This window comes from Acinetobacter sp. MF4640, assembly GCF_002018895.1.
GTDB lineage: Bacteria > Pseudomonadota > Gammaproteobacteria > Pseudomonadales > Moraxellaceae > Acinetobacter > Acinetobacter johnsonii.
Genome location: NZ_MVOM01000008.1, coordinates 51,720 through 71,395, shown reverse-complemented (window position 1 = coordinate 71,395; position 19,676 = coordinate 51,720). Strand labels below are relative to the sequence as shown.

The 19,676-nt window shown below is 41.7% G+C and carries 18 protein-coding genes; 11 read left to right on the top strand and 7 right to left on the bottom strand.

What is annotated here, in order from left to right; all coding sequences use genetic code 11:
* The first annotated feature begins 491 nt into the window (after positions 1 to 491).
* The 5 genes from cydP to MF4640_RS04255 are packed head-to-tail and all read left to right on the top strand — an operon-like array spanning position 492 to position 3,837.
* On the top strand, positions 492 to 683 hold the full coding sequence (gene cydP / locus MF4640_RS04275) for a cytochrome oxidase putative small subunit CydP (protein ID WP_004696660.1): 192 nt from the start codon (positions 492 to 494) through the stop codon (positions 681 to 683).
* Positions 683 to 2,263, top strand: a complete 1,581-nt coding sequence (locus tag MF4640_RS04270) for a cytochrome ubiquinol oxidase subunit I (RefSeq protein WP_004696658.1) — start codon at positions 683 to 685, stop codon at positions 2,261 to 2,263. Before cydP ends, MF4640_RS04270 begins: the two co-directional genes overlap by 1 nt.
* Complete coding sequence (cydB, locus tag MF4640_RS04265) at positions 2,260 to 3,405, top strand: cytochrome d ubiquinol oxidase subunit II (protein WP_078388800.1); 1,146 nt, start codon at positions 2,260 to 2,262, stop codon at positions 3,403 to 3,405. The genes MF4640_RS04270 and cydB overlap by 4 nt, the downstream gene beginning before the upstream one ends.
* 24 nt (positions 3,406 to 3,429) lie before the next feature.
* Entirely contained in the window at positions 3,430 to 3,531 is a 102-nt protein-coding gene (cydX, locus tag MF4640_RS04260) for a cytochrome bd-I oxidase subunit CydX (protein WP_002120988.1), read from the top strand.
* Positions 3,532 to 3,534: 3 nt separating this feature from the next.
* Entirely contained in the window at positions 3,535 to 3,837 is a 303-nt protein-coding gene (locus MF4640_RS04255) for a cyd operon YbgE family protein (protein ID WP_004696655.1), read from the top strand.
* A gap of 54 nt (positions 3,838 to 3,891) precedes the next feature.
* On the opposite strand, the gene MF4640_RS04250 is transcribed toward MF4640_RS04255, so the two are convergent.
* A complete protein-coding gene (locus tag MF4640_RS04250; RefSeq protein ID WP_004981851.1) occupies positions 3,892 to 4,506 on the bottom strand; it encodes a MarC family protein in 615 nt (204 codons plus the stop codon).
* Between the two features lie 12 nt (positions 4,507 to 4,518).
* On the bottom strand, positions 4,519 to 6,579 hold the full coding sequence (locus tag MF4640_RS04245) for a choline transporter (protein WP_078388799.1): 2,061 nt from the start codon (positions 6,577 to 6,579) through the stop codon (positions 4,519 to 4,521).
* A gap of 546 nt (positions 6,580 to 7,125) precedes the next feature.
* Between MF4640_RS04245 and betI the strand changes: the two genes are divergently transcribed.
* From betI to MF4640_RS04215, 6 genes are all read left to right on the top strand, one after another.
* Positions 7,126 to 7,752, top strand: coding sequence for a transcriptional regulator BetI (betI, locus tag MF4640_RS04240; RefSeq protein ID WP_078388798.1), 627 nt, complete (start codon positions 7,126 to 7,128; stop codon positions 7,750 to 7,752).
* Positions 7,745 to 9,217 (top strand): betaine-aldehyde dehydrogenase, encoded by a 1,473-nt coding sequence (betB, locus tag MF4640_RS04235; protein ID WP_078388797.1) that lies wholly within the window; start codon positions 7,745 to 7,747, stop codon positions 9,215 to 9,217. The genes betI and betB overlap by 8 nt, the downstream gene beginning before the upstream one ends.
* 119 nt (positions 9,218 to 9,336) lie before the next feature.
* Positions 9,337 to 11,001 carry a choline dehydrogenase gene (betA, locus tag MF4640_RS04230; protein ID WP_078388796.1) on the top strand — a complete coding sequence of 555 codons (1,665 nt, stop codon included), beginning with the start codon at positions 9,337 to 9,339 and terminating at the stop codon, positions 10,999 to 11,001.
* A 497-nt stretch (positions 11,002 to 11,498) separates the two neighbouring features.
* Complete coding sequence (gene mqo / locus MF4640_RS04225) at positions 11,499 to 13,133, top strand: malate dehydrogenase (quinone) (protein WP_078388795.1); 1,635 nt, start codon at positions 11,499 to 11,501, stop codon at positions 13,131 to 13,133.
* A 73-nt stretch (positions 13,134 to 13,206) separates the two neighbouring features.
* A complete protein-coding gene (locus MF4640_RS04220) occupies positions 13,207 to 14,481 on the top strand; it encodes an MFS transporter (protein ID WP_078388794.1) in 1,275 nt (424 codons plus the stop codon).
* A gap of 56 nt (positions 14,482 to 14,537) precedes the next feature.
* Complete coding sequence (locus MF4640_RS04215; RefSeq protein ID WP_078388793.1) at positions 14,538 to 15,023, top strand: hypothetical protein; 486 nt, start codon at positions 14,538 to 14,540, stop codon at positions 15,021 to 15,023.
* Between the two features lie 82 nt (positions 15,024 to 15,105).
* Here MF4640_RS04215 and rodA read toward each other — a convergent pair whose 3' ends face one another.
* The 5 genes from rodA to kdsA all read right to left on the bottom strand — a co-directional run bounded on the left by rodA (position 15,106) and on the right by kdsA (position 19,651).
* Positions 15,106 to 16,242, bottom strand: a complete 1,137-nt coding sequence (gene rodA / locus MF4640_RS04210; protein ID WP_078388792.1) for a rod shape-determining protein RodA — start codon at positions 16,240 to 16,242, stop codon at positions 15,106 to 15,108.
* 113 nt (positions 16,243 to 16,355) lie between these two features.
* On the bottom strand, positions 16,356 to 17,075 hold the full coding sequence (gene ispD / locus MF4640_RS04205; RefSeq protein WP_101495468.1) for a 2-C-methyl-D-erythritol 4-phosphate cytidylyltransferase: 720 nt from the start codon (positions 17,073 to 17,075) through the stop codon (positions 16,356 to 16,358).
* Positions 17,035 to 17,436 (bottom strand): septum formation initiator family protein, encoded by a 402-nt coding sequence (locus MF4640_RS04200; RefSeq protein ID WP_078388790.1) that lies wholly within the window; start codon positions 17,434 to 17,436, stop codon positions 17,035 to 17,037. Before MF4640_RS04200 ends, ispD begins: the two co-directional genes overlap by 41 nt.
* Positions 17,437 to 17,443: 7 nt before the next feature.
* Positions 17,444 to 18,733 carry a phosphopyruvate hydratase gene (gene eno / locus MF4640_RS04195; protein WP_004696631.1) on the bottom strand — a complete coding sequence of 430 codons (1,290 nt, stop codon included), beginning with the start codon at positions 18,731 to 18,733 and terminating at the stop codon, positions 17,444 to 17,446.
* 60 nt (positions 18,734 to 18,793) lie between these two features.
* Complete coding sequence (kdsA, locus tag MF4640_RS04190) at positions 18,794 to 19,651, bottom strand: 3-deoxy-8-phosphooctulonate synthase (protein ID WP_005401052.1); 858 nt, start codon at positions 19,649 to 19,651, stop codon at positions 18,794 to 18,796.
* Positions 19,652 to 19,676 lie beyond the last annotated feature (25 nt).

The window sequence follows — 19,676 nt, the reverse complement described above, 5'->3', positions numbered from 1 at the left end:
AAAATTTACCCAGAATAAGCTCAGGATGAGAATTTTACTCCCCGCCTCTGCCTTCAAGCTTAGATGACACAATAAAAGACTTTTTAAATATTAATTCGATTTTTAATTCCTAATTTCCTTGTGGTATATGCAACAGATCAAATCATCCATGATTCATATCCGTTAAAATCCATCATTTAAAAGCCCTATCACTTTTATATTCTTAAGATGAATTATCAATAAAATAACGATGAACGTTAAATATAAGCGTTTTAGTCGGATTTAAAATAAATATATACAAGTATTTTAGTCAGGTATTTAAATATAAACATAAGTAATTTGGTCAACTTTAAAATACAAAAATATTAGTTTATTTTTCATCACACCATTATTTTAAGTATATGTATTTAAACAACTTAATAATATATTTTTTATTTAAGTTTAAAGACTATTTATCTTTTGTATGTTTTTGTTTAATAATATAAAGCAAGTTAAAAAATAGGCTTTGTGAAATGAGCTTAGTCCCCAAAAATCTCAATCAAAAAGTCACCAGAGAGATTGTGGCCATTTTAATCATTAAGGTGATTATTTTAATGGTTATTAAGAACATCTGGTTTGACGCCCCAACGATTCCTAAAAATTTTGACAATCAAGTTGCTGAGCGTATTGCTGGCAATCCATCCCCAATCAAGGAGACACGTTGATGATATCTGAAAGCGTGGTCGATCTTTCGCGGTTCCAGTTCGCTATGACCGCGATGTATCACTTTATTTTTGTTCCACTTACACTGGGGCTTGCCTTTATTCTTGCCATTATGGAAACCACCTATGTGATTTCAGGTAAAGAAATTTATAAAGACATGACCAAGTTTTGGGGGAAACTCTTCGGTATTAACTTCGCTTTAGGGGTCACTACTGGCTTAACCATGGAGTTCCAGTTCGGGACTAACTGGGCATATTACTCACACTATGTGGGGGATATTTTCGGTGCTCCATTAGCCATTGAAGGATTAATGGCATTCTTCTTAGAATCGACATTCATCGGTCTGTTCTTCTTTGGATGGGATCGCTTATCCAAAGTGCAGCACTTATGTGTGACATGGCTAGTTGCACTCGGTTCTAATATGTCTGCCTTATGGATTTTGGTTGCAAATGGTTGGATGCAAAACCCTGTCGGTTCTGTATTTAACTATGAAACCATGCGCATGGAACTGGTCGATTTTGGTGCTCTCATTTTTAACCCAGTTGCACAGGTAAAATTTGTACATACTGTATCTGCGGGTTATGTGACAGGTGCTATTTTCGTCCTTGCTATTTCAAGCTACTACTTACTGAAAAAACGCGATATTCCGTTTGCGCGTCGTTCATTTGCTATTGCCGCAATTTTTGGTTTAGCTTCAACACTTTCAGTGATTTTACTGGGCGATGAGTCAGGTTATGAACTGGGTGATGTTCAAAAAACTAAACTCGCAGCCATTGAAGCAGAATGGGATACTCACCCTGCACCTGCACCCTTTACTTTGTTTGGTATTCCAAATAAAGAAACCATGACTACAGATTATGCAGTGAAAATTCCATATGTGATGGGTCTTATTGCAACACGTTCTTTAGACAAAGAAGTGACAGGCATTAAAGATTTGATCGTACAACACGAAGATCGTATTCGTAACGGTATGGTGGCTTACTCACAACTGGAAAAACTACGCGCGGGTGATACTTCTCCAGAGCTAAAAGCTGCCTTTGCTGAAACTCAAAAAGACTTGGGCTACGGCTTGCTGCTGAAAAAATATACACCAAATGTAGTTGATGCATCTGAAGATCAAATCAAATCTGCTGCAAAAGACACGATTCCACACGTACCAAGCTTATTCTGGGCATTCCGTGCCATGGTTGTATCTGGTTTCCTTATGCTGTTGTTATTTGCGCTAGCAACCTTTGCTGTGGCAAAACGCAATGCAGAAAACAAACCATGGTTACTGAAGTTCGCGCTTTTCGCTCTGCCTCTGCCATGGATTGCTGCACAAACAGGTTGGTATGTTGCAGAAGTAGGTCGTCAGCCGTGGACCATTGGTGAAGTTCTACCTACACACTTGTCAGCATCAAGCTTAAGCACAGGTGATGTATGGGGTTCTATCGCTGCTTTAGCTGCGTTCTATACCGTTCTTTTGATTATTGAAATGTATTTAATGATCAAATTCTCACGTCTTGGTCCAAGTTCGCTTCATACTGGTAAATACCATTTTGAAAAACTTGAAGCAGCTCGTAATGAGGAGACTCAAGCATGATCGAATATGAATTACTCAAAATCATTTGGTGGGTTTTAGTCGGCGTCTTGCTGATTGGCTTTGCCCTCACCGATGGCTTCGATATGGGCTCTATGGCAATCATGCCATTTGTGGGCAAAACAGATGAAGAACGCCGTGCGGCCATTAACACCATTGCTCCGCACTGGGACGGTAACCAAGTTTGGTTCATTACTGCTGGCGGTGCATTGTTTGCCGCATGGCCAATGGTTTATGCAACAGCATTCTCAGGCATGTATTGGGCGCTACTGTTGGTGCTGTTTGCCCTATTCTTACGACCTGTCGGCTTTGACTACCGCTCTAAACTGCAAAATACCAAATGGCGTACGTCATGGGACTGGGGTTTAGCAGTCGGTGGTGCTGTGCCTGCACTGGTCTTCGGTGTGGCTTTTGGGAACATGTTCTTAGGCGTACCATTTAGCTTAGATGACACTGTCCGTTCAACTTATACAGGGAGCTTCTTTGCTCTACTCAACCCATTTGCTTTAGTCTGCGGCCTAGTTAGTTTATCGATGCTGTGCGCACACGGCGGTGCATGGCTCATGCTTCGTACCGATGGTGACTTACGCAGACGCTCAGCACAAGCAACGAAACTTATGGGCATTATTTATCTCATCTGTTTCTTAGGTGCTGGTGCTTGGTTGTACTTTGGTGGAATCGAAGGTTATACCTTAGTGACTCCATTTGATACCAACGGTGTTGCTAACCCATTGGCGAAAGAAGTGTTGACCAATGCGAACCATGGCTGGATGAACAACTACTCGACTTACCCAATTACCATGATTGCGCCTATCGCAGGTATCTTAGGTGGTTTGATTGTGGTGCTTGCAGCTGGCAAAAACAAAGCGGGCTTTAGCTTCTTAGGTTCGAGTTTAGCGGTCGTGGGTGCAATTTTAACTGCTGGTTTTGCGCTGTTCCCATTCTTAATGCCATCAAGCATTCAACCTGTTGCAAGCTTGACTATGTGGGATGCCGTTTCAAGTAAAACGACGTTAACTGTAATGACAGTTGCGGCATGTATCTTTGTCCCACTCATTTTGTGCTATACCACTTGGTGTTACTACAAAATGTGGGGTGTTATTACCAACACACACATTAAAGAGAATTCACACAGCCTTTACTAAGGCTGTGTCTAAGGAGATCAAATTATGTGGTATTTTGCATGGATTCTCGGCATTTTGATGGCTTGCTTTGCAGGTGTACTCAGTGCTTTGTATATCGAACATCATCAAGACCTTGATGAGGAATAAACCATGACAGACGTTGCTATGGAAAACCAAACTGTAGATAAAAAGCCGAACAAATTTGCGATGCTAATTTCCTGCCTATTGGCCTTTCCACTTGCAGCGGTGTTGTTAGTGCATCCAGCTGCTATGTTGGATGACAATGGTCACTATAGCCACAGTGCGCTGATGTATATCATGATTGGTATCTCAGGCGGCTTTATCCACGGCGTCGGGTTCGTGCCACGCCACTGGATTTGGAAATGGCTGTTTAGCCCGTTTCTATCGTGGCCACTGATGATCTGGGGTTATTACACTTGGTTCTTCAGTTAAATGAAAAAGCCCTCATTGACTGAGGGCTTTTTTATGGTCCGCTATTCGTGGATTCTACATTTCAGCCATGACACCAATAATGCCATTAATAATCATATCTACCGCAATGGTTCCAATCAGTAAGGCCGACAGTCTCCCAACAATATCAACATAACGGTCAATATATTTGGCATGCTTATAGCGTAAATGATCATGTGCAAATTTCATTAAAATCATCAAGCCACAGGTCAACGCCAAAGTCAGGAAAATAATCATGGCCGCGCCACTGATTGGCAGTGCCATACCTGTCACCACAGCAGCACTGATGGTTCCTGGACCAATCATAAAAGGCATCGCAATGGTTCCTGCCAAATGCTCAGGCGCACCACGCATTTCACCAATGGTATCTGCCCCCTGAAATACGTAACGATAACCAATCACCAAGAAGATCAGACCACCAAATATTTGAAAGGCTTCAAAACGTACATTTAAATATTTACTAAAAATCGCTTCTCCGCCCCATGCAAACAGCATAAATACTATAAAGGCAATGAGACAGCCCTGAATCAAGGCCTTATTAAACACTTTAGCTTCAGAGTTCCGAATCATGCCAATCATGTAAATACTCATTAAAAACGGATTCAGCAATGAGAAAAACAAAGCAAAAGCATGTAAATATGAGGTCAACATGGTTCCTCCTAGTTATCCTTGAGGGTCTGGAAATAAGGGACGATTCCCCGGACTGATTCGATTGATATGTAAGAAGGTCATGTGGCGTTCATAACGGTCTAATACATCATTAATCACCTGCTCTTTGGTATAGCCGACTAGGTCGTTGCCTTGAGAACCTTCATACAAATAAGTTTCAAGACGGTAGTAGAAACGTTTACCCAGTTTGCCACGCTCACTAAAGGTCGGCGCGATATAACGTACTGGCCAAATTTGATAGACAAAGTTTTGTTCTTCTTCCAAATGAATCATCAAATCTAAATGATACAGATTTGGATCTTCTTCTAGCGCACTTTCTTGAACACTGATGTCGATACCTCGTTTTTGCATTTCCTCGGCAACCGCCATTACCGCAGGTCGGCAGATGTCATCGAGCATACGCCGAGTATCGGTTGTTCCTGGATGGTGCATGACTCGGGACAAACGCTTTTTCCAGTTGAGGATGTCGACATTACCCACCACGGGTGCGGCATTTAAACTACTACTAGCTTGTCGATAGTCCTCTAAACGCAATGACTTATACAAACCTGCCATGACCAAGAACATCACAAAACTAAACGGCAACCCCATAATGATTGTGGCATTTTGTAGTGCCGTAATCCCGTTAGCCATCAACATTGCAAGGGTCAATAAACCAATCGCTATGGCCCAAAATACACTCAACCATCGCGGTGCATCATGATCGACATTGGTAAATTGAGTAGTGAAATTACCCAATACCAGTGCACCAGAGTCCGCTGAGGTCACATAAAAGAGTAAACCAGTAATTGTGGCTACACCTGCAATAAACGAAAACCATGGATACTGAGCCAGTAAGTCATAAAAACCATGTGCAGGATTTGCAATCACACTCTGTGCAAGGACTAAATTACCATCAAAAATCACACTATGTAGTGCACTATTTCCAAAAATTGATAACCACGTAAGTGTGAAAAACAGAGGAATAATGAGAGTTCCACTAACAAACTCACGAATGGTTCGACCACGTGAAATACGTGCTAAAAACAAACCTACAAATGGTGACCAAGCCACCCACCATGCCCAAAAGAATAATGTCCAACTGTTCATCCATTCTTTCGGTTGTTGAAAGGCAAAACTTTCCAAAGTCATACTTGGAAAACGGTTAATGTAGTCCCCAATATTTTGCACAAAAGCATTCAGTAAAAATTCGGTATTGCCTAAAAACAAAATAAACAGCATCAACCCAACAGAAACATAAATATTGATCTCAGAGAGAACTCGCAGACCCTTATTCACCCCTGAAGTCACTGAAATAATGGTCATTACCACCGCAACCACAATTAATGCGGTTTGCATCCAGAGGTTTTCAGGTAAATCGAACAACACATGTAAGCCATAGTTCAGCTGTACTACCCCAATCCCGCAGGTTGTCGCAATACCAAAAATAGTCCCAATGACCGCAGCGGTATCAACACTATGACCGATCGGCCCATGAATCTTATTGCCAAAGATTGGATATAAAGCAGAGCGAATGGTCAGTGGTAAGTTATAGCGATAACTAAAATACCCTAATGCCATGCCAATCAAGGCATACATACACCATCCCGTTAGACCATAGTGAAACAGGGTCCACACCATGCCTTGACGTGCAGCTTCTAGGGTCTGCCCCTCACCCACAGGTGGATGCATATAGTGGGATAAAGGCTCCGCTACCGAGAAAAACATCAAATCGATGCCTATCCCAGCTGAGAACAACATTGCAGACCAGCTTAAAAGGCTAAATTCTGGCTTGGAATGTTTGGGGCCTAATTTAATGTTGCCGTAGCGAGAACAGGCAATAAAAATGACAAAGACCATATACAAGGTCGCTGCGAGTAAGTAATACCAACTAAAAGTTGAACTTACCCACGCCAAAACCGTATTCAAGGTTCGGTTAGCAAAGTCATTAAACAAAATGGTGGTAATAGAAAAAATTAAAATAATGAGAGCTGAAATATAAAAGACCACACCATTTAAACGGTCTTTAGGCGCTAATGTTTGATCATCAACTGCTCTTGGATTATCTGTCGCCATACAATCCTCAAGAAAGTAAATAAAAAAAAGACAAAAGCCAATTTTTAAACTTCTCGTGGTCGAGAGCTTAAAAATCGACTAACGAAAACGACAGTATTTTTATCAGGAATAAAAACGCTATCTTCTTTAAACCTGAAGGTCTAAATCATTTATGCGGTGCATTTGCTACACAGTTTTAAAATGTGAGCCACCCTTGTTCATCGATATTTTGATAGGAATCCTACACATATCTCCCTTCAACATGACTATAAGAGTTTTCTCAGCTCAAAAAAAGTATAAAACCGTAAGCCTATAGCTCATCAGCTCACTTTTTGAAAGATGTCCTGAGATTAAACCCTTATGACACATCCTTTTGATAAATAAAAAGTTATGTCGAATACTCAAAGCAATTTAGCAATATTTTGCTTTGAATTTAACCATAAGTGTACTTTTTATTGATTGAACGTTCAATCAATAAAAAGTATCATAAAAAAATGCTATGATGCTTTCCATGTAAGTTATTGAATCTAACGCCTTTAAATTTAAGGCAAATTGTTCTGGATTGTCATGAATAAACGTAGAGTAAAACCTGAGCATGAGCGCCGTGAAGAAATCATTAATGCTGCCTATGCAGTCATTTATGAAGTGGGCTTATCCAACACCACTATTGCTCAAATTGCGAAAAAAGCACAGCTTTCTACGGGCATTGTGAGTCATTATTTTGGCGATAAACAAGGCCTCATTCACAGTTGCATGCGCCAAATGCTCAATGTCTTAGCCAAGACTACGGCGAGCTATAAAGCAAAGGTGACGCAGCCCAGTCCAGAACATTCGCTCAAAGCCATTATTGATGCCAACTTTGACATCAGTCAGGTCAACAACACTGCTATGCGGGTTTGGCTGGATTTTTGGTCTGCCAGTATGCACCTACCCGACTTAGGTCGACTGCAACGAATTAATGACCAACGGCTTTATTCAAATTTGAAGTTTCATTTCTTGCAGCTCATGCCAAAGGCCCAAGCAAGCCAAGCCGCTAAAGGTCTAGCAGCACTGATTGATGGATTATGGTTACGTGGAAGTTTAAGTGGTCATCAAGCATTTGATCGTGATTTGGCACGTTCTATTGCATACGACTATGTCGATATGCAACTTCGCTTAATTCAACAAATACGGCAGGAACAACAAAATGAATGATGTACAGCTTCACTCGCTTTATATTCACGGACAATATGTCAATGCCACCAGTGGTCAAACCTTTGACAGTATCAATCCTGCCACAGGTCAAGTCATTACTACCATTCAACAAGCCTCTAAAGCTGATGTCGATGCAGCCGTACAAAGTGCTGTACAAGGGCAGCGTGAATGGGCTGCCAAAACAGCGGTCGAACGTGCCCGTATTTTACGTCGTGCAGTCGATATTTTACGCGCTCGTAATGACGAATTAGCACGCCTAGAAACACTGGATACAGGTAAAGCGTTCAGTGAAACCTCTACCGTCGATATTGTCACTGGTGCTGACGTTTTAGAGTACTACGCAGGACTTGCAACGGCCATTCAAGGTGAACAAGTGCCGCTACGTGAAAGTAGTTTTTTCTACACGCGCCGTGAACCTTTAGGTGTGGTAGCAGGCATTGGTGCTTGGAATTATCCAATCCAAATAGCACTTTGGAAATCAGCTCCGGCCCTCGCTGCTGGGAATGCCATGATTTTTAAACCTAGCGAAGTGACCCCTCTTACAGCCTTAAAGTTGGCAGAGATCTATACTGAAGCAGGCGTACCTGCTGGGGTTTTCAACGTTGTACAAGGTTTTGGTGCTGAAGTGGGTCAATGGTTGACTGAACACCCAGATATTCAAAAAATTTCATTCACAGGTGGTGTGGCAACGGGTAAAAAGGTCATGGCCAGTGCTGCGGCTTCTAGCCTCAAAGAAGTCACCATGGAGCTCGGTGGCAAATCACCTCTGATTATTTGTGCCGATGCCAACCTTGATCGCGCAGCCGATATTGCGGTGATGGCGAACTTCTTTAGCTCAGGTCAAGTATGTACCAATGGCACCCGTGTGTTTGTACCACAAACCCTCAAGGCTGCATTTGAACAAGCAGTGATTGAGCGTGTAAAACGTATCCGCATAGGTGACCCGATGCAGGCTGAAACCAACTTTGGACCTTTAGTCAGCTTTCCGCATATGGAAAAAGTCTTGTCTTATATTGAGTCAGGCAAACAACAAGGTGCGACCTTATTGATTGGTGGACAACGTGCCACCGAAGCAGCACTTGCTCAGGGCGCATATGTATTACCAACCGTGTTCACCGACTGTCATGACGACATGCACATTGTGCAAGATGAAATCTTTGGTCCGGTTATGAGCATTTTAAGCTATGACAATATTGAAGAAGCCATTCAACGTGCCAACAACACCAGTTATGGTTTAGCCGCAGGTGTGGTCACACAAGATATTTCCCAAGCACATCGCATTATTCATCAACTTGAGGCAGGTATTTGTTGGATCAATACATGGGGCGAATCCCCTGCTGAAATGCCTGTAGGTGGTTATAAACAGTCAGGGGTCGGACGTGAAAATGGCATCACCACACTTGAACACTATACTCGCATCAAATCGGTTCAAGTCGAACTGGGTCAATACCAAAGTATTTTTTAAAATCTGAATTTTAACTATCTAAATCCTTACTCCATTTTTATTTATTCTTCTTTCATCCTCAACTCAACATGTGGCCACGTTCTCATGCAACGTGGTCCTGCCATAGAAAAAGGATCATTATGCATTCTCAACACTACGATTATATTATTATTGGCGCAGGTTCAGCAGGTAATGTACTGGCTGCTCGCTTAACCGAAGACCCAGATGTTTCGGTACTGTTACTCGAAGCTGGCGGACCTGATTATCGTCTCGACTTTCGCACCCAAATGCCTGCGGCTTTGGCCTATCCCTTACAAGGGCGTCGTTATAACTGGGCATATTTAACCGACCCAGAACCCCATATGAACAACCGTCGTATGGAATGTGGTCGCGGCAAAGGCTTAGGCGGTTCGTCCCTCATTAATGGTATGTGCTATGTCCGTGGAAATGCCATGGATTTAGAACAATGGGCCAGCCTTAAAGGTCTTGAAAATTGGAGCTATGCGGACTGTCTGCCTTATTACAAAAAAGCTGAAACCCGTGATATTGGTGGCAATGATTATCATGGCGATGCTGGCCCTGTTTCTGTTGCCACGCCTAAAGCAAACAATAATGTTTTATTCCACGCCATGGTTGAAGCGGGTGTGCAAGCAGGCTATCCACGCACTGATGACTTAAATGGTTATCAACAAGAAGGTTTCGGCCCAATGGATCGAACCGTGACCCCCAAAGGTCGACGCTCAAGCACAGCACGTGGCTATTTAGATATGGCCAAAGGTCGAGCGAATCTAACCATTATTACCCACGCCATGACCAATCAAATTTTGTTCAATGGCAAACAAGCGATTGGTGTTGAATATATTCAAGGTGCTAATCAAAACAACTTGCTTCAGGTCTATGCCAATAAAGAAGTTCTACTTTGTGCAGGGGCAATTGCATCACCGCAAATTTTGCAACGTTCAGGTGTGGGTTCAAGCACCTTACTTCAATCTCTCGACATTCCAGTCGTGCATGACTTACCGGGTGTCGGTGAAAACCTGCAAGACCATTTAGAAATGTACTTACAATATAAGTGTAAGCAACCTGTTTCTCTCTACCCTGCTTTAAAATGGCAAAATCAACCTGCAATTGGTGCAGAGTGGTTGTTTAACGGAACAGGGATTGGAGCAAGCAACCAGTTTGAAGCAGGTGGCTTTATTCGATCCTCCAAAGAGTTTGCTTGGCCAAATATTCAATACCACTTCTTGCCTGTTGCAATTAACTATAATGGCAGCAATGCCGTCAAAGAGCATGGCTTCCAAGCCCATGTCGGTTCGATGCGCTCACCTTCACGCGGTCGAGTACAGGTGACATCTAAAAACCCTTTCGATCATCCAAGTATTTTATTTAACTACATGTCGACAGAACAAGACTGGCAGGAATTTCGTGACGCGATTCGAATCACCCGCGAAATCATGCAGCAACCTGCGCTTGATCCTTACCGAGGCGAAGAAATCAGTCCCGGAAAAGATGTGAGTAGCGATGCTGAATTAGACGAATTTGTGCGTAATCACGCTGAAACGGCTTATCATCCATCCTGTAGTTGTAAAATGGGTGAAGATGATATGGCGGTAGTCGATGGACAAGGTCGTGTGCATGGTCTGCAAAGTTTACGTATGGTGGATGCATCGATTATGCCGCTGATTATCACGGGTAACTTAAATGCAACCACCATTATGATGGCTGAAAAAATCGCGGATCAAATCCGTGGCCGCCCAGCCCTACCTCGCTCTCATGCACCTTTTTATCAAGCTGAAACTGAATAAGTTTTAATAGCTCAGCACCTGACTTTAATTAGCTTTAAAATAATAAAGTCAGGTGCTTATTCATTTTTTCTTAAACAACAATGCTGAGTTTTGTATAAACAGTGCTATTTCTATTAGCATCCAATTTATACATTTTAGCTTTTAAAAAAATTGAATGCCTGTATATATATTCAACATCAATATCTTAAATATCAAAGCTTAACAAAAATAAACACCAATAAAAACAATGATTAATATTACACATCACTCATATTTATAGTTTAACCCAACTCATTTACAATAAAAATTACTAAGTCAATACATATTTAGTCTAAAATATTCATAAATCAGAACTGTGTGATAGGCTCAAAAGTTATATTTTTTGTGCGCTTTTCAGCTTTTAAGTATTACTTCAACTATACCAAGCTGATCATTTATAAGCAGCTCTATCATTCTTCTTATTTTTATTCTATTCGCTATAAAGCGATCCAAAACCTGCTCCCCAAGGTCATAATCGCATGAACAAATTTTTAAAATACCTTTTGGTATTGATCGTACTGCTTATTATTGCAGTCGTAATTTTCTTATTTAGACCCGTCACGTCTAAAAAAATTCAAACCACCAGCAATGAGCCTGTTGTTGACGCAGTCTTAGTCGGCGGTGGGATCATGAGTGCAACTTTAGGCACATATCTAAGCGAGCTTGAGCCAAACTGGCAAATTCGCATGTATGAACGCCTAGACAATGTTGCCCAAGAAAGCTCAAACGGCTTCAACAATGCTGGCACAGGCCACTCCGGCTTTATGGAAATGAACTATACCTCTGAAAAAGATGGGAAAATGGACATTTCTAAAGCGGTGAACGTTGCGGAACAATTTGAAGTTGCAAAACAGTTCTGGTCTTATCAGGTGAAAGAAGGCGTTTTGGGTCAACCAAATAGCTTTATCAATCCTGTGCCGCACATTGCCTTCGTTTGGGGCGATAACGTGAATTTTCTCGAAAAACGTTATGCTGCAATGGTTAAAAACCCAATGTTCTATGGCATGAAATTCTCTGAGAATCCTGCTGAAATTAAACAATGGGCGCCATTGGTAATGAATGGCCGTGATGCTGCACAAAAAGTAGCCGCAACACGCATGGATGTCGGTTCGGATGTGAACTATGGTTCGATCACCACTCAATTGGTCGATCACCTTAAAAAACAATCTAACTTCAAACTACAAACATCGACTGAAGTGACTGGCATTAGCCAAAACGATGATAAAACGTGGACCGTTGCATTTAAAAACCTCACTACAGGTAAAACAGATCACGTGAAAACGCGCTTTGTCTTCATTGGTGCAGGCGGTGCAGCGGTTAAACTTTTACAAATGACAGGCTTACCAGAAGCGAAGCAATATGCTGGCTTCCCTGTAGGTGGCGTGTTCTTAATGACCGACAACCCGAAAGTCACTGAAGGTCATACTGCAAAAGTTTATGGTCGTGCTGAATTAGGCGCACCCCCAATGTCTGTTCCACATATTGATACACGTTATATCGACGGTAAAAAATATGTGTTGTTTGGTCCATTTGCGACTTATTCAAATAAGTTCTTAAAACAAGGTTCTCAGCTTGATTTATTGAAATCAACCACGAAGAACAACGTTTTACCAATGACTGCTGTGGGTATGGAAAATCTTGATTTGGTGAAATACTTAGTTAGCCAAGTAATGATGACCGATGCTGACCGTTTTAATGAGTTGAAAAAATATTACCCTGATGCAAAACCAGAAGACTGGCGCATGAATCAAGGTGGTCAACGTGTTCAAATCATTAAGAAAGAACCAGGTAAACCTGCAAGCTTGCAATTTGGTACCGAGATTTTTGCGTCACAAGACGGTGCTGTGACTGCCCTATTAGGTGCTTCACCAGGTGCTTCAACTTCTCCTTATATTATGTTGAGCTTGCTTGAGAAAGCATTCCCACAACACGTAGAAGGTAAATGGAATCCGAAATTACATGAAATTGTAAAATCGTACCAACAAGAACTCAGCACTAATCCTGTTCTTCTTGACCAAGTTCGCCAGTACACCAGCACAACACTAGGTTTGAAATACACACCTATGGCTAAGGCTGCAAATGACGAAACTATTGCGGTAGCAAAAGCACAGTAATCTGCTTTAAACCCTAAAAAGGATGGACTTTGCACCATCCTTTTTTTAATTCATATTTGAAACTATTCTGTTTATGTCGCTTTTCCATTCCGACGCTTTTTTGGCTTTTCGTTCACGTGATTTTTCACTTCTGAGTGTCAATCAGTTGTGCTTAATTCTAGCCATCATGATTCAAGAAGTCGTCATTGCCTATAGCGTCTACCAACTCACTCAGAACCCTCTCAGCCTTGGCATGATTGCATTAATTGAGTTACTTCCCTTTATTTGCCTCTCCCTGATTAGTGGCGACTGGGCTGACCGCTATAACCGACAAAAAATTGTGCAGTGGAGTTTTAGCTGTAGCACTCTAATTCCATTATTATTTATTGTTCTTTTTTCTCAGTACCAACAACAGCACATTCAACAAAATACTCTTTTATGCGGCATTTATAGCCTCATCTTTTGCTTAGGCATACTTAGAGGCATTTACAGCCCATCTTTTAATTCATTACGCCCTTTTCTAACCCCCGAGTCAGCCTATAGCAATGCAGCCACATGGACTGCGCTCATTTGGCAAATGGGCGGTATTTTAGCACCCTTATGCGCAGGGCTTTTACTCGGCCAACTTGGGCTTGAAAAAACCCTCTTGATTGTTTTTTTCTTGTGTTGCGTGGGTAGCATCTGCTTATTCGGATTAAGCGCTCGTGACTTCCCTAGCACGCATAAACAACATTTAAGCAAAAGTTTGAAAGAAGCCTATTTGTTTATTTTTAAACATCCACTAATGTTTTGGAGTATGTTGCTGGATCTCAGCGCCATGCTTTTTTGTAGTGTCATTATCTTACTGCCTATTTTTGCACACGATATCCTGCATCTTGGTGTTGAAGGCTTAGGTATACTCAGAGCTGCACCAGCCATTGGCGCCTGTATCATGATGTTGATGTTGACCTGTTATTCTCCGATGCAAAATGCATGGAGAAATATGCTCTATAGTAGTTTTGCAATTGCTTTGTGTACTTTAGCCTTTGCACTATCCTCCCATGTTTGGCTCTCAGTCTTCTTCCTTGTTTTAATCGGTGCCTTTGATAGCATCAGCATGGTGATTCGACAAACTTTATTACAGCAACTCCCCCCAAAAGCACTATTAGGGCGTGTAGCGGCTTTAAATGGCATATTAGTCACTTCAGGCAATCAGCTCGGTGCCCTACACATGAGCCTGATGACGCGCTATTTTTCTGTGGTGCCAGCAGTACTTATTGGAGGGACGCTGTGTTTAATAATCTGTGGTCTAAGCTCTACTCGTACGCGACATTTATTCAAGCCATCTCCAACACTAAAAAAACATGCCACAGTGGCAAAAAGTGAATAGCATGTTAAGCTTCAAATCCTCTTTTAATATGATGTGAGTTTTCAATAGAGCAAATTATGAAACAGATTTTCCCCTTTTCACACACACTCTATGCCAAACTCTATTCTTTCGTACTATCCGTGTTGTTGGCTTATTGCCTATTCAATGCAATCTATAGTGTGATTATTGGTGGAAAAAGCGCATACCTTTTCAGTAGTCTGATTTTAATATTTCAAACAATTACTGTTTTTAAAGCATCTGTAAATAAAAAGATCCATAACTATATGGGATTGATTGGCCTCATTTTAATTCTGATTTATCTCAATCATTGGAGGCTTCTTTCTCAGTATGAAAGTATTGCCATTCTTCCCTCAGTCATACTCACCGCACTTAGCTTAGGCTATTTCCCGCAGCAACATTTGCGTTTAAATCGATTGAAGGCGGCTTTAATTTTTGGGCTTTTAGTACTAGCCTATACGCAATACCATGACTTGAATACTCTACAAGACTATTATGACAGCCTGCATACAGGCGAAACATGGCAGCAATATGGTGCTTTATAAAGCTCAAAAAAACCATTAGCGTTTTCTTCTTATTTTAAGCACAAAAAAGCCAGCAATATCGCTGGCTTGATTCTTTTTGACTTTAGCGATGGGTATGAATCGACATCACGATGCCCATGCTCGCCAGCATGGTAATCACCGCGGTTCCGCCATAACTCATCAGTGGCAATGGATCACCTGTTACAGGTAAAATCCCGCTCACCATCCCAGAGTTTAACAATACAAAGAAGAAGAACGTTAAGCCCACAGCACCCGCGTATAAACGCCCAAAATTATGGAAGCTGTTCATACCAATCATCAAACAACGAATGATAATGGCTGCAAACAAACTAAACAGCAAGAACACCCCAATAAAGCCAAACTCTTCCGCATACGTAGACATAATGAAGTCGGTATGGTGCTCAGGCAAATACCCCAAATGTGACTGTGTGCCCTCTGTAAAACCCTTCCCCATTAAGCCACCTGAACCAATAGCGATTTTGGATTGGATAATATTCCAACCGGCACCCAATGCATCCGACTCTGGGTCAAATAAAGTGAGCACTCGCTTTTTTTGGTACTCTTGCAAAAAGAACATCCAAAGTAAGGGAGCCACAACAGCCAATGCGCCACAGGCCAAAGCAATGAGCCGCCAAGAGATACCGCTGAGGAAAATGACGCACACACCAGGAATCAAGAGACCTAGGTTTAAGTCGGGCTGTAAAGCCGCCAATAAAAATGGCAACATCATAATGCCCAACGAAATCACAATATGCATAAACTTAGGCGGGAATGCGCGGCCTGCAAAGTACCACGCCATCATCAAAGGCATGGCAAACTTCATAAACTCAGAAGGCTGCATGCTACCAATACCCGGTAGACTAATCCAACGTCTTGCTCCCATGCGGGTTTCGCCCACCACCAAGACCAATACCATTAAAATCACAGCGAAGATGAAAAAATAAGGACTAATGGCCTGATAGACTTTGGGTGGGATTTGCGCACAGATAATCATCACAATGAAGCCAACAGCAAAACTCGTGGCTTGGCGAAATACCATGCCCATATCTTGTGCTGACGCACTATAAATAACCAACAATCCCAACACGGCATTTAAAATCAGAAAGCATAAAAGCCATGGATCTAAATGTAATTTAGCCCAGCGAGATGAGTCATGTTTAATGCTTCTACCGTCACGTAAAGACTGACGTAAAAAACGATACTGCTGTGATGGTATCATTTGCGTAAATTGAATGAGCTAAAGACAGGGCAAATTATAAGTTCAAAGTGTTTTAGATAACATCATTCAAACCCATATTTCTGTAGTTTTAGCTCAATAAATCTAAATAATTCTTATTGTGCCGCCAAAATCAGGCGCGCAAGCTCAAGGTCATCTGGATAGGTAATTTTAATATTATCGGAGCGCCCTTGTACGACTTGAACCTTTTCACCAACAAACTCTAAAGCACTGGCTTCATCAGTAATTAAGGCTTGCGCCTCTAGTGCATGTTCAATTGCTTTTTTCAGCACCCCCAGTTTAGCAATCTGCGGAGTTTGCGCCTGCCAAAGTTGTGAACGATCAACCGTTTCTTGAATATCTTGCGCCGCGATCACACGCTTTAACGTATCTCTAACAGGAATAGCTAAAATCGCCCCTGTATTGGACTGAATAGCAGTATCAACCAGTCTCACCAAACAATCCTGCGTGACACATGGACGAGCTGCATCATGGACAAAGACCCAGTCGTCAGCATCAGCGATTGTGGAAAGATAATTGAGCGCATTAAGTACTGAGTCTACACGCTCAGCACCACCTTCACAAAAATGTGCTTTTTCCATGTTGGTAAAAGGCAAACTTTGAGCAACATCATCATCTAAACCAATCGCCAAAACATAGCCCTGCAAGGGCAATTGATTAAGACGTAAAACCGTATGTTCAAGTACGGTCTTTTGTCCAATCATTTGATATTGTTTTAGTTCTGTTTGAGAAAAGCGACTACCCGAGCCAGCAGCAGGAATAATAGCCCACAATTTATGGGGTAGCTGGAGGGGTTTCAGGCTCATCGTCTTCATTGGTTCGCAAATCAATTTGGGCGTTAGGGTTAATATAAACAGGCTTATATTGAGTACTGATGGTACTCATTTGAATAAACGTTTCTCGAGGTTTGATTAAACCCAAGTCCAAGCGCGCATGCTCTTCAATGGCTTCAATACCATTTTTCAAATCATACACTTCTGCCGCCAAGACACGATTACGTTCTTTTAAGTCGTTATTAATTTCAGTTTGTTGTTGGATTTTTTGTGTGAGTTGTAAATGGTCTTGATAACCACCCTCACCAAACCAGTATAAATACTGAAACCCTGCGATCAAAATGATCGCAAGGCCTAGTAGTACTTTACTCATCAACGAGTCGAATACATTGAACATTGACATCAGTCGCTTAGTTTAAACCTTTAAACTCAGCTTTACCGCGGTAAGCAGCATTTGTCAATTCTTCAATACGAAGCAATTGGTTGTATTTCGCTACGCGGTCAGAACGGCACAGTGAACCGGTCTTAATTTGACCAGCAGCAGTACCTACCGCAAGATCCGCAATCGTTGAATCTTCAGTTTCGCCAGAACGGTGTGAAATTACTGTAGAATAACCATTTTCTTTCGCAAGATAGATTGCATCTAGAGTTTCAGTCAACGTACCAATTTGGTTGTACTTGATTAAGATAGAGTTACCTACTTTCTCATTAATACCACGTTGAAGGATTTTCGGGTTTGTAACGAATAAGTCATCACCTACCAATTGGATTTTGTCGCCAAGGATAGATGTCAAGTAAGACCAACCTTCCCAATCCGACTCATCTAAACCGTCTTCAATCGAGATAATTGGATATTGGTTTACAAGACCTGCTAAATAGTCAGAGAACTGGTTGCTTGTAAATGCTTTATTACCTTCACCAGCAAGAATGTATTGACCATTTTTGTAGAATTCTGAAGATGCACAGTCAAGAGCAAGCATAATATCAGAACCCGCTTTGTAGCCAGTTTGACCAATCGCTTCAAGAATAACCGTGATTGCTTCTTCGTTTGAACGTAAGTTCGGTGCAAAACCACCTTCATCGCCTACAGCAGTATTTAAACCTTTTTTGTTTAAAACTGATTTTAGAGAATGGAAGATTTCAGCGCCTGCACGTAATGCTTCAGAGAATGACGTGAAGCCTACAGGCTCTATCATGAACTCTTGAATATCCACATTGTTGTCTGCATGCGAACCACCATTGATGATGTTCATCATTGGTACAGGCATAGTTAAAATAGTTTGACCACGTAAGTCTGCAATGTATTGGAAAAGAGGAATTTTCTTTTCATCAGCAGCAGCACGTGCAGCAGCTAGTGATACCGCTAAAGTTGCATTCGCACCCAATTTTTCTTTGTTTTCAGTACCATCAAGTTCGATCATCGTGTTATCGATGTCTTTTTGTTCAAATACTGATTTGCCCACTAAAGCATCACGGATAATCGTGTTTACGTTGTTAACCGCAGTTTTAACACCTTTACCCAAATAGCGTGCTTTGTCGCCATCACGAAGTTCTAAAGCTTCACGAGAACCAGTTGAAGCACCAGATGGTGCACATGCACGGCCAACTACGCCAGATGCTAAGATTACGTCTGCTTCGATGGTTGGGTTACCACGAGAGTCCAAAATTTCACGTGCACGGATGTCAACGATTTGGCTCATGAACAATTCCTCAGTTGATTAATAACGAGATGCTTTAGATGGCATCAATGAGTTTATAATTTAGTGTGTATCTAGCTTTTTAAAACCTTTAACCAAGGTGTCCAATTCTTTTAGCTGTGCCAAGAAAGGCTCAAGTTGAGACATACGCAATGCGCATGGTCCATCACACTTGGCTTTTTCTGGGTCTGGATGCGCTTCCAAGAATAAACCTGCTAGACCTGTTGCCATTCCCGCGCGAGCAAGTGTCGTGATTTGCGCACGGCGACCGCCCGCAGAATCTGCACGACCACCCGGAGTTTGAAGCGCATGGGTCACATCAAAGAACACAGGGACATTCATTTCTTTCATGATGTCGAAACCCAACATGTCTACAACCAAATTGTTGTAACCAAATGCCGAACCACGTTCACAAATAATGAGCTTGTCATTCCCGGCCTCTAAACACTTATGCAAAATATGGCGCATTTCATGTGGTGCAAGGAATTGTGCTTTTTTAATGTTAATGATGGCATCCGTTTTGGCCATCGCTTCAACCAAGTCAGTCTGACGACTTAGGAAAGCAGGAAGTTGAATAATATCTGCAACTTCCGCTACAGGTGCAGCTTGGTAAGGTTCATGTACATCAGTAATGATGGGTACATTGAAATGTTTTTTAATGTCAGCTAACCACTCAATCCCTTTTTCTAGGCCTGGCCCTCGAAACGAGTTCAAGCTTGAACGGTTGGCCTTATCAAAACTGGCTTTAAATACGTAAGGAATCTCCAAACGCTTGCAGATATCAACATAAGTCTCTGCAATTTCAAAAGCCAAATCTTTAGACTCAAGTACGTTCATGCCGCCGAATAGTACAAATGGCAAGTGGTTTGCCATTTGTATATCGCCTAAACGTACAATTTCTTGTGGTTTTAATTGTGACATTTAAACTTCCTAGTTTATTGCTTAA